The 10,181-nt window shown below is 66.5% G+C and carries 10 protein-coding genes; 5 read left to right on the plus strand and 5 right to left on the minus strand.

Translation table 11 applies throughout. From position 1 onward, the window contains the following. Positions 1–384: 384 nt before the first annotated feature. The gene (locus tag F603_RS0126180; protein ID WP_078503762.1) at positions 385–1,773 is read right to left on the minus strand and encodes an MDR family MFS transporter; all 1,389 of its coding nucleotides are present in this window, start codon (positions 1,771–1,773) and stop codon (positions 385–387) included. A gap of 166 nt (positions 1,774–1,939) precedes the next feature. On the opposite strand from F603_RS0126180, the gene F603_RS0126185 reads away from it, so the two are divergent. Then, positions 1,940–2,509 (plus strand): TetR/AcrR family transcriptional regulator, encoded by a 570-nt coding sequence (locus F603_RS0126185; RefSeq protein WP_019548906.1) that lies wholly within the window; start codon positions 1,940–1,942, stop codon positions 2,507–2,509. 348 nt (positions 2,510–2,857) lie between these two features. Here F603_RS0126185 and F603_RS34355 read toward each other — a convergent pair whose 3' ends face one another. Next, a complete protein-coding gene (locus F603_RS34355) occupies positions 2,858–4,327 on the minus strand; it encodes a serine hydrolase domain-containing protein (RefSeq protein ID WP_078503758.1) in 1,470 nt (489 codons plus the stop codon). 421 nt (positions 4,328–4,748) lie between these two features. Beyond that, positions 4,749–6,137 carry an FAD-dependent monooxygenase gene (locus tag F603_RS0126190; protein ID WP_019548907.1) on the minus strand — a complete coding sequence of 463 codons (1,389 nt, stop codon included), beginning with the start codon at positions 6,135–6,137 and terminating at the stop codon, positions 4,749–4,751. Positions 6,138–6,355: 218 nt separating this feature from the next. On the opposite strand from F603_RS0126190, the gene F603_RS0126195 reads away from it, so the two are divergent. Next, entirely contained in the window at positions 6,356–6,967 is a 612-nt protein-coding gene (locus tag F603_RS0126195) for a TetR/AcrR family transcriptional regulator C-terminal domain-containing protein (protein WP_019548908.1), read from the plus strand. A gap of 206 nt (positions 6,968–7,173) precedes the next feature. Here the strand turns inward: F603_RS0126195 and F603_RS34360 are convergent, their stop codons facing one another. Further along, entirely contained in the window at positions 7,174–7,641 is a 468-nt protein-coding gene (locus F603_RS34360) for a TetR family transcriptional regulator (RefSeq protein WP_019548909.1), read from the minus strand. Between the two features lie 106 nt (positions 7,642–7,747). Here F603_RS34360 and F603_RS35255 point away from each other — a divergent pair, with 106 nt between their 5' ends. From F603_RS35255 to F603_RS32980, 3 genes are all read left to right on the plus strand, one after another. Beyond that, positions 7,748–7,915, plus strand: a complete 168-nt coding sequence (locus F603_RS35255; protein ID WP_019548910.1) for an XdhC family protein — start codon at positions 7,748–7,750, stop codon at positions 7,913–7,915. Between the two features lie 424 nt (positions 7,916–8,339). Then, the gene (locus F603_RS0126210) at positions 8,340–8,849 is read left to right on the plus strand and encodes an FCD domain-containing protein (protein ID WP_245600910.1); all 510 of its coding nucleotides are present in this window, start codon (positions 8,340–8,342) and stop codon (positions 8,847–8,849) included. Positions 8,850–8,880: 31 nt separating this feature from the next. Next, positions 8,881–9,564 carry a GntR family transcriptional regulator gene (locus tag F603_RS32980; protein WP_019548912.1) on the plus strand — a complete coding sequence of 228 codons (684 nt, stop codon included), beginning with the start codon at positions 8,881–8,883 and terminating at the stop codon, positions 9,562–9,564. Here the strand turns inward: F603_RS32980 and F603_RS0126220 are convergent. Beyond that, positions 9,503–10,180: an SRPBCC family protein gene (locus F603_RS0126220; RefSeq protein WP_019548913.1), complete on the minus strand. Its 678-nt coding sequence runs from the start codon at positions 10,178–10,180 to the stop codon at positions 9,503–9,505. The genes F603_RS32980 and F603_RS0126220 overlap by 62 nt on opposite strands. Position 10,181 lies beyond the last annotated feature (1 nt).

The raw sequence follows: 10,181 nt of genomic DNA on the forward strand, positions 1-10,181 counted from the left end.
GGCTCGGTTCAGCCCGCGCCGTACCACGACGCGGTGCACGGTGGCCGGGGCGAGGGCGATGCCGTGCAGCCGCTGCACGTCGGCGGCGAGCCGGGCGGGCCCGCGCGTGGTCTGCCGCAGAGCCTCGACCAGGTCCGCAATGTCCTCCGCGTCCGGTGCGGTCCGGGCTCGTGGCCGGCCGGGACGAGTGGCCGAGCGCTCCGTTCCCGCCGTGCTCGCGCCGGCGGGAGTACCACTTCGCCGGACGGCGGCGGGAGATGCCGTTCAGCCGCAACGTGTGCGCTCGGACACCCGGTGTCCACGCGCTCGCACAGTCGGCGATGCCCTTCCGGCGTCAAGGTGTCCCGCCATTTCAGCCCATCATTGTTGCAGCCTGAAAGCCCATCAGTTCTTGCTGTCTTCGGTGGGGGTCGTCGGCTCGGGGAGGCTGGGCAGGAGCAGGCAGAGCGGAACAGCGGCGGCGGTGAGGGCCACGGACCACCAAAACGCGTGGTCGTAGCCGTCTGCCAGGGCGCTGGGGGTGTGAGCGTCGCCGATGTTCTGCTGGAGGATGACAAGGAGGATGGCGACGCCTACCGCACCGCCGATCTGCTGGGCGACGCGGGTGATCATGCTGGCGTCCGGAATCTGCTCGTGCTCCAGTCCGACGAAGGCGGCGCCCATGGGCGCGATCATGGCAGCGCCGAGGGCGATGCCGCGGACGAACAGCGCGGCCATGAGCAGGCTTTCGTCGGTGTCGGCGGTGACGAAGGCGAACGGCACGGTGGATGCGGCGACGAAGACGAACGCGACGAGGGCCACCGTGCGGGAGCCGACTCGATCCATGTACTTGCCTGCCAGGCCTCGGGCGACGAGGGCACCGACTCCTTGAGGGATGAGCAGCAGTCCGGCGCCGAGGGGGGTCGCGCCGCGGACCTGCTGGAAGTACAGGGGCAGCAGCATCATCGAGCCGAACAGGGAGATCCCGCCGAGGAAGAGCAGGGTGGATGACGAGGCCACCGAGCGGTGCCGAAACATGCGCACATCGACCAAGGGGGCGGACGCCCGGGTGAGAGCCCAGACGGCGAAGCCCCCGACCAGAGCGACCCCGGCGAGCAGTGGGATGAGGACCTGAGCACTGGCGAAGCCCGTGCTGCCGTCGACCTGGGAGAGGCCGTAGAGCAACGCCGCGGAACCTGGGCAGAGCAGGATCAGGCCGACGGTGTCCAGACGGACGCGGGGGCGGTCGGCTGCGGGCCGGTCGTCGGGCAGGTTGCGCCAGGCGAGCCAGATTCCGACGAGGCAGAAGGGGATGTTGATGAGGAACAGCCAGCGCCAGTCGGCCAGGTAGAGGACGAGTCCGCCCAGAACCGGGCCGAGGATCGGCCCGAGCGCCGTGGGCACGGTGATGATGGCCATGACCTTGCCGATGTTCCGGCCCTTGGTGGCCTGCATGAGCAGGGTGTACATCAGCGGCATCATGATGCCGCCGGCGAGGCCCTGGACGATCCGGAACGCGATGAGGCTGGTGGCGTTCCAGGCCAGGGCACTCAGGATCGACCCGACCAGGAACCCGCCCAGAGCGACGACCCACAGGCGCCGGCCGCCGAGCCGTGCCTGGGCCCATCCAGCAAGCGGAATGGTGACGAAGACGGCCAGCATGTAGCCGGTGCTGACCCACTGGATGGTCGACAGCGTCGCGCCGAAGTCTTTGGCCAGGTCGTTCAGGGCGACGCTGATGATGGTGGTGTCGAAGACGACACCGAGAGCACCAACGATCAGAGTGATCGCCATGCGCAGCACGGCGGGATCTACTCGGCCGGGGTCTGCGGGGACAGGCTCGGCCTCGCGGGATGTGCTCACGATCGACACCTCTAAGATAGAAACCTCTTCCTTACTCCGCTCAAGGTAGTCCGGTACCGTAAGAAAGACAAATCTATCTAACTTGTGAGGGCGAACAATGGCTCAGCGGCGCCGCGGGGCGGAACTGGAAAAGGCACTCCTCGATGCGGCCTGGAACGAGCTCACCGACAACGGCTACGCCAGGTTCACCATGGACGCCGTCGTCAAGCGCGCGGGCACCAGCCCGCCCGTGCTCTACCGCCGCTGGTCCGATCGCGACGGACTCATCCGGGCCACCATCGTCCACATCCTCCGGGAGTCCCGTCCCGCCATCCCCGACACCGGGAGCCTGCGGGAGGACCTCCTCGCCCTCATGCGGCACATTGCCACCCAGCACGTGCAGCTGGTCACCGTGATGTACGCGCACCTGGCCAGCTACTACCGGGAAACCGGAAGAAGCCCCAGCAGCCTGTTCGACCCCGTCGCGACGGGCCGCACGACAGCGCTCGACACGCTCTTCGACCGCGCCGTCGAGCGGGGCGAGATTCAGCCGGAATCCCTCACCGAGCGCATCAAAACCCTGCCCTTTGTCCTGCTGCGCCACGAGATCCTCTCGACGTTCGCCCCGGTACCCGAACACGTCCTGGAGGAGATCCTCGACACCGTCTTCCTCCCCCTGGTGTGCTGACTGGCCACAACAGCTCACGCTCGACGCTTCGTGGCACCAACCCCATGAGATGGCACACCTAGGGGTTTCCTTCGGATCATCTCGCCGACCAGACGCACATGGCGGCGATGTGGAGTCCGGCTTAAGTAGGAATCAGCAGGAAGCTTGTTGAGATCCTGTCGGATTGGGCGACAGGCATCGGTGTGGCAGGAAAGCCGCCTCTGTGAGGTTCGCCGGATGAAGTGTTAGCACGGATAGACGTCGTTGTCGGCCGGGCGGTGCCCGCCTCCGGTGGACAGGCCGGTTCGCTTCAGCGCCGCTGAGCAAAGCCGACGACCTCCCTGCTTTCGCCGGTGCCGCCTGCACCAGCTACGACCGCGGACTTGTCCGACGCGATGACGGGTTCAGCTGCACGTCTCCTGGACCGCACGACCACATGCCCGGAAGAAAAACCGGGGGCCGCGCCCACCCGAGGCAGCCGCCCGTGTGGTACGGCAAATCACGAGGGGCGCGACCGGATGGAAGCACGGAGACAGCCCGTGCAAGTGTCTGTGCGATTTTACGCCGCGCGGGATTGGTGGACGGGGTCTGGTCGGCAGGGTGTACACGGTTTGTCAGCAGAATCACGATCGACCGCGAGGTTCGGTCGATCACAAGAGAAGTACCGGTAAATCCGGTGTGACCCAGTGTACGGACGGAGGACAAGGGGCCCATATACCATTTCTGGTCGAGTTCGAATCCGAGGCCATGTGCATTTCCGGGGAATTCTTGGTTGTAGTTGCGTTGCAACAGATTTATGCCGTGCGGGGACAGGATGCGCTGACCGCAGTATGAACCGCCGTTCAAGATGGTTTGACTCAGGACCGCGAGATCATCGACTGTCGAGAAGACGCCCGCGTGTCCAGCTACGCCTCCGAATGCCCAGGCGTTGTTGTCGTGGACGGAACCGTGGATGAGCCCCCGTCCTGCCTCGTAGGAAGTGGCCGCTATGCGCTTCCGTTCGCGTGCCGGCGGATTGTATCCGGTGTCCCGCATGCCGAGCGGTGCGGTGATATCCCTGCGGACAAGGGCATCGAGCGTGCGGCCGGTAATTTTTTCCAGGACCAGTTGCAAGCTCAGCATGTTCAGGTCGGAGTAGAGATACCGGGAACCCGCCGGTGACAGCGGGCGGCTTCTGAGAATAGCCTCTGTCTGCTCTTGTTTTCCTCCCTGTACTTGACTCAAAGATGGTTGGGGGTCCGGGGGCAGACCGGATGTGTGGGTCAACAACTCCTTGACCGTGATGCGTTCTTTGTTGTTGACGGAAAAGCCGGGCAGGTAACGGGAAACTGGTGTGTTGAGGTGCAGTCGTCCGCTCTCGAGTTGCTGTACCGCCACGAGAGAGGTGAACAACTTCGACAGGGAGGCCAGGTCGTAGATTGTGTCTGGTCGCGCCTGTTGCCGCTGACGCGCGGGAATATTTCGACCGTCCTTCCCGTATCGGACGGCGTAGCCTGCTGAACTACGCGCAACTACGTTGCCCTCGGAGGCGATCAGCCACGTGGCTCCCGGAAAGAGGAACTCATTACGCGAAGACGGATCAGTCCACTTCTTCATGTCGTGCGCGAAGGCATTGAGGGGGCCGGAAGTCATGCCGGCCTCTTGGGGCGTAGTGCGGTGGAGCACAGAACCAGAAGGGGCATATCCGCGGTGGGGGCGATGGCAACCCGGGGCGGCAGTGTGGGTCTTGTGTTTCTGAGCTCCCTGGGATCCGGCTTCGATCGCGGAAAGGCACAGTGCCAGCACTCCGGCCAGAAAGAACACGGTGATCTTGCCGAAACTGGTGAGAAACGGCTTCATCTTCTCTCGACCCCCTCTGGCTCGGAGCATGGAGACAGGCCGCTCGGGCGGAGGACCCGTGACGAACGCGGAGGCTCTCCAGACGAGACTAGACCCGGGCTGAGTCAAAGGCATGCCAACGGTGGCTGCACGAGTCGCTGAATATCACCGACGTGAGGAGAGCACAATTTGTTGCACCCCTGCATTCGGCCGTCGTGCTGCGGGCCCGTCCACCGTGGAGTTGACAGCCGACAACTGCCCTTGCGGCGCGTGGCCCTAATCCTGGCGGATGGCATCCAGCCGAGTTGGGCCAGGTGCCACTCACAGCGTCGCGCGCCGCACGTGGTGGTCTCGAAAGTGCCGCGGTGTTCGGCCCTCGCCGTTCGTGGACCGGATCGGCCGGCATCAGCGGGGCGATCCGGTCAGCACCACGGTGTCGACCTCAGTAGGCCAGGTGGCCGTCAGGGCGGATGAGGACGTGGCCGTCGGCTGACGCGGTGTACGCCGAGTAGGCGGCGAAGGCGTTGCCGTCGATGTCGATGACATACCGGCCGAAGTCGGTCGGGTCGTCGCCGGGGCGCAGGACGGCGTAGCTGTGGTCCGCGTCCGGGGCGGACGCGCCGAAGACGAGTCGGGTCGCGTGAGGGCCGCGGAAGAGATCGAACAGCCGGATCTGCTTGCCCGTGGAATCCCGGACAAGCGCGTCGGGAGCGCGGTCGCCGGGGGCGAGGGCGCCGGTAGCGGATTGCGGGCGGTAGCTGATGTGCAAGCCGAGATGCTCCTCGCCGCGCTTGTGGGCCTCGGCCCGGCCGGCGGCGTACAACCGCAGGAGATCGTCGCTCGTCTTCAGAGCGGTGGCCGCCACTGCCCTGCGTTCGGTTTCGTAGCTGTCCAGCTTGGTCTCTGCCGCCAATTTCCAGCCGAGGTTGTAGGCGTCTTGAACGCTGGTGTTCATCCCTTGCCCGCCAGTGGGCGGGTGGACGTGCGCGGCGTCGCCCGCGAGGAAGACGCGCCCGACGCGGAATCGTTCGGCGAGCCTGACATTCGGGCGCCACACGGTGGACCAGTGGCAGCCGCTCAAGTGCACGCCGGCCGAGAACCCGTCCAGGACGGTCTGCATGGTGGTCAGGGAGGCGTCGTCGTCCATGCCGATGGGAGTGTTGAGCTGAAACATGTCAGTGCCTGGCAGCGGGGTCATCACCACGCCGGTCATGGGGCTGGTGGCGGCGGCGAACCAGTGGCCGATGGTCGGATCGAGATCCGGGGCGTACACGTCACCGATCACAAGTCGGAAGGTTTCGTCTGTGGTGCCGTGGAAAGCGGCTCCGATCGCCTTGCGCACGGTGCTGGAACCGCCGTCGGCCCCTACCAGGTAGTCGAAGCGCTCGATTTCGCCTGTGCCGAAATATGCGGTCACCGCATGTTCGTCCTGTTCCAACCCCGTCAGCTCCATTGCGGACTCCACCCGCGTGCCGAAATCGGCGAGGCGGGAACGGAGTATCTTTTCGAGTTGGGCCTGACCGAGCGTCCACGGGTTGGGGTACGGCTGGTCAGGCCGGGGGGCCCGCAGCTCGGCCATCCGGCGCTCCTCAACCGTGTGTCCATCGAGGTGGACACGGTAGGCCGGCGGAAGAGAACCCGCGGCCAGTACGGCGTCCACCACGCCTAGGTCGTCGAAGACCTCCAGTGTGCGCGGCTGGATCGTGTCTGCTCGCGATCCGCGGAAAAAACCGTCGGCCTTGTCGACGACGCGTACTTCCACCCCACGTCGGGCCAGGTCGATGGCGAGCGTGAGGCCGGTCGGCCCGCCGCCCGTGATGAGGACTCGCACAATGTGCCCCTTTCGTTCAGTGCGTGATGGATCGCGGCCCGACTCGTCCGGGTCGCGGCGCGGCGAAGGTGTACTCGCCCAGTTAGTGAACATCGTTCACGGTGAACGTTGTTCACGCTAGGCTAGGTGTAGCCGGGAGTCAACCGACTCCCGGTGGAACGGCCGCAGATCGGGATCGACGCCCGCGCGGCCGCACGCGAGGACGGAAAGCGGGCACGATGCTGCTGCGGAAGGCGAACGTGGTCGACGGCGCGCTGGCGCTGCTGGACGACACGGGCCTGGACGGCCTGACCATGCGTAAGCTCGGTGAGGCGCTGGGAGTGCGAGCCGGCGCCCTGTATCGGCATTTCCCCAGCAAGCAGGCGTTGCTGGACGCCATGGCCGAGCGGATCATGGCGTCGGTCGAAGTCACGCTGGAGCCCGGGCACTGGAGCGAGCAAGGTGTGGCCCTGGCCGGCCGGCTACGGCACGCTTTGCTGCGCCACCGCGATGGTGCCCGTGTGGTGGCCGGCGCCTACACCGCCGAGGCCCACACCGTCCTGTTCGGCAACACTTCGGCTGCCCTGCTCCGCCAAGCCGGGCTCCCGCCTCGGCAGGCGGCGTGGGCGGTCGCGGCGGTCAGCCAATATGTGATCGGCCACACGATCGAGGAGCAGGCGCGCGCGGACCTGGTCGAAGGCGGCTTGTGGTCGAAGAAGATGGACGCCTTCACCGAACTCTCGGACGACGTCGCCCTCTCGGCCTTCGACGCCGATCCGGAAGAACGGTTCGTCTACGGCCTACAGCTCTTTCTCAACGGAATTCGTCATGAACTCTCCACCACCGAATGACCGCCCCGGTTCGTAAGACCATCTCGCGGCTTCCCGGGCAGTGTCGAGAGCGAAATCGCTTGGCACGAGTGGGCGTCGGGTCCCATGTGACGAGCGGCAGTGTGCGATACGTGATCAGTTGCTTCTCGCACTCGGCCGGCGTGAGGCAGCCGACTGCGAGAAGTGCCGACCGGGGCCTCGATACCGGCCTCGGCTGGAACGAGGCTCTACCGGTCGGTCGAGACACGCCCGCTTGTGAACCGGGTTCGCCACCAGGGATCTTTTTTGTGCGGCCAGTAGTCCGTTTCGTGCGAGGGTCGACCCTTCCTGTCGCCGGGCCATGTCGGCGATCGCTGCGGGCGGCCCCACATCGCGGTGCGGTGCACCAAGCCGTCCGGGATGAGGGTCGGGCCAGCCGCGAATACCGACTCATGGTCGATCGCAGGCATGTCCGCCTGCGGGGCCGAGTCGTTACCGGAGCCGGCGTCCGCCTGCCCCTCCAGCACACTGCCGATCGTGAAACGGCCGGCGGCCAACATGGCCGTCCGCGCGTCCCGCTCAGTCGCCCCCGAGGTGAGCAGGAAGTTCATCTTGTGGTGCATCCGGCCAAGGTCGCCTGCAGGGGTGCTGCCCGTGTGGAAGCGTGCGCCATCCCGGCGCAGCAGCAGGGTGCGCCGGAAGCTGTTGTCCGGCAATCGATGGCGCCGATCGTCGTCGGGCGTCGGCAGCGGGGCGGGCGCGTGTAGAGCGAGGGCTGTTCGACAGATCGCGTTGCGTACGGCAGCCGGGTAGGTGGGTGCCGTGAGCAGATGGTGCACCGACCAGGACCGGTTGCAGCGTCTGGGAGAGGTGAGTCTTCGACAGGCTGCACTGGGGCGGCGGTCCTCGCCGATCGGACTCGGCCTCGGGGCACGGAGCCCGCAGGAGACCGCGGTCGCCGTGGCCGACGAGATCATCACCGCGCAGTGAGGCGGAACCGGCCGGCGGCTGTGCCAGAGCCGCATGCCGATCCTCCGCCGGGCGCCGCCCCGCGACGGAGAGCCCATCTCGGGTAGCTGCCATGACTGCTGAGCGCGCCGGCACGCGGAAAACGGAAAACTGTATGCTTCGCATGGTCGTTACTCGCCGACAGCGTCATCCGTCTTCCCGACCCGGCCTGTCGGGCGGAGGAAGATAAGGGGAGCGCTGTGGCGAGGCAAGCGGTCAGCGGGGACGGCCCGGAAGGATTCAGGACACCGGGCACCAGTCGTCACCGCCCGAATCCGCAACCGCAGTGTGGTACGGACGCCGGGGCCAAGAGCCGAGCTACCCGTGTACGAGCCGACCGACGGACTCGGCGTGAGCCGCGTTACCGTTCCCCGAAGCTGTCCGGCAGCTCGAGGTGGAGTCCTTGGTGGACAGCCTGCTGCGCCATGGCACCGTCGTACGTCTGATGAGCCCCCGCCTCCTTCGGGACTCGTTCGACATCCTGCGGGCCATCGAGCCGATCGCGGCGCGGCACGCGGCCGAGTCCGACGACGGGACGATCAGCGCCTCGATGCAGCAGTGGCCGGAAGACATGCAGGAGTTGGCCGAGAAACGGGTGCCGCGGGTGTCGGAGGCGATGCTGCATGCCCATCGTGAGTCCCACCTCACGCTCTTCAGGGCCGCGGGCGGAGAGGGGCTGCAGCGCCACCTGTGCATGTTGTGGAACACCTGCGAGCGGTGTGTGACGAACAGCCTCTCCAAGCACGGGCGGCAGGCCGCGGCAGCGCGAGAGCATGCCGACTCGGCGCGGTGCCTTCAGGAGTGCGACTCGGGCGGTACGGCGAACGTACTGCCTCGGCACCTTGAGGCGAACCGTGCCGGGTCTTCGGACCATCTCACCGAACGGGTGGCGCAGTCCTGCCCGCAGGCCCCCTGATCCTGATTCGGGAATGACGTGGAGGTTGTCCGTGACAGATGGCCGAGAAGAACAGTCGTCCGCTGCTCAGCGCGCCTACGCCGAGATCGCCGAGCGCATGGCCTCGGGTGAGCTGCGCCCCGGCATCTGGTTGCGGGAAGAGTCCCTGGCCGCCTCGATGGGGATCAGTCGCACGCCGGTGCGGGAGGCGCTGCGCAAACTCAACTCCGAGGGGCTCGTGCGGATCGAGCGCTACCGAGGCGCTCAAGTCGTGGAGTGGAGCCCCGAGCAGGTCGCTGAGATCTACGGGCTGCGCGCGGTCATCGAGGGCTACGTGGCAGCGGTCGCCACGCAGAACATCACCGAAGACATCCTGAGCAAACTCGAAGCCAACCTCGTCGACTACGACCGGGCGATCGCGGAAGGGGGCGCCGCGGCCAGACAGCGGGCGGCCACTTTGAACAACGAGTTCCATGCGACGTTGCTGGAGGCCACCGGCAACAACGCTCTCATCCACTTGCTCACCGGTGTGCTCGGTCTGGCACTGGTGCGCCGTACGTTCCTCCGCTACACCGAACGCGACCTTGCGCGCAGCGCCGAGCATCACAGGCAACTGATCGAGGCGCTGCAACGAAGGGACGCAACATCGGCGGAGATGATTATGAAAATTCATATCAGGGCTGCGCAGCAGGCAGTGCTGGAGCAGCAGGAGCGTGACGCCCGCGCAGACGGGTGACGAGCCATGCCGACAGTGCACCGCCCACGAAGGCTGCGGCCACCGGTGCGTAGCGACGGGCGCAGGGCCATGTGAAGGCGAGCGCGTTCAGCTCCGAGCCGCCGGACCCGGTGTCGGCCAGGCCGGCGGTAGAAGGGGGGACCTGCGGGCCGGAGGCGTTGGTCGGCTGTCCTTCAGTCAGCAGCGCTTCGAGGTTGTCGGCGAACTGACCGATGATCCGGGCTCCGACGTCCGCCATGGCGCTGCGCCCGAACTGTGCGACCTTGCCGGTGATCTGCAACTGGGTGTTCACCACGACGCGGGTCCTGTTGCTGCCTTCGGGTACCAGGTCGACGGTGACAGCGGCTTCAGCGGAACCCTTCCCACTGCTCTCGTTGCCGCCTGCGTCGAGCACCATGCGGTGCTTGTCCGCGTCCCGCTCGCGGAAGGTCGCCGTGCCGCCGTAACTGACTTTGATGGGCCCGACCTTGACCGCCACCGTCCCCTCGTAGGACCCGTCGTCCTTCTCGGTGACGCTCGCGCCGGGCATGCAGGGGGCGATCCTGGGAACGTCGGTCAGCAGGCCCCATGCCTCTTCCGGGGCGGCCGATACTACGAACTCGTTGTTGAACTCCATG

It is taken from the genome of Streptomyces sulphureus DSM 40104 (genome assembly GCF_000381025.1).
Taxonomy (GTDB): Bacteria; Actinomycetota; Actinomycetes; order Streptomycetales; family Streptomycetaceae; genus Streptomyces; species Streptomyces sulphureus.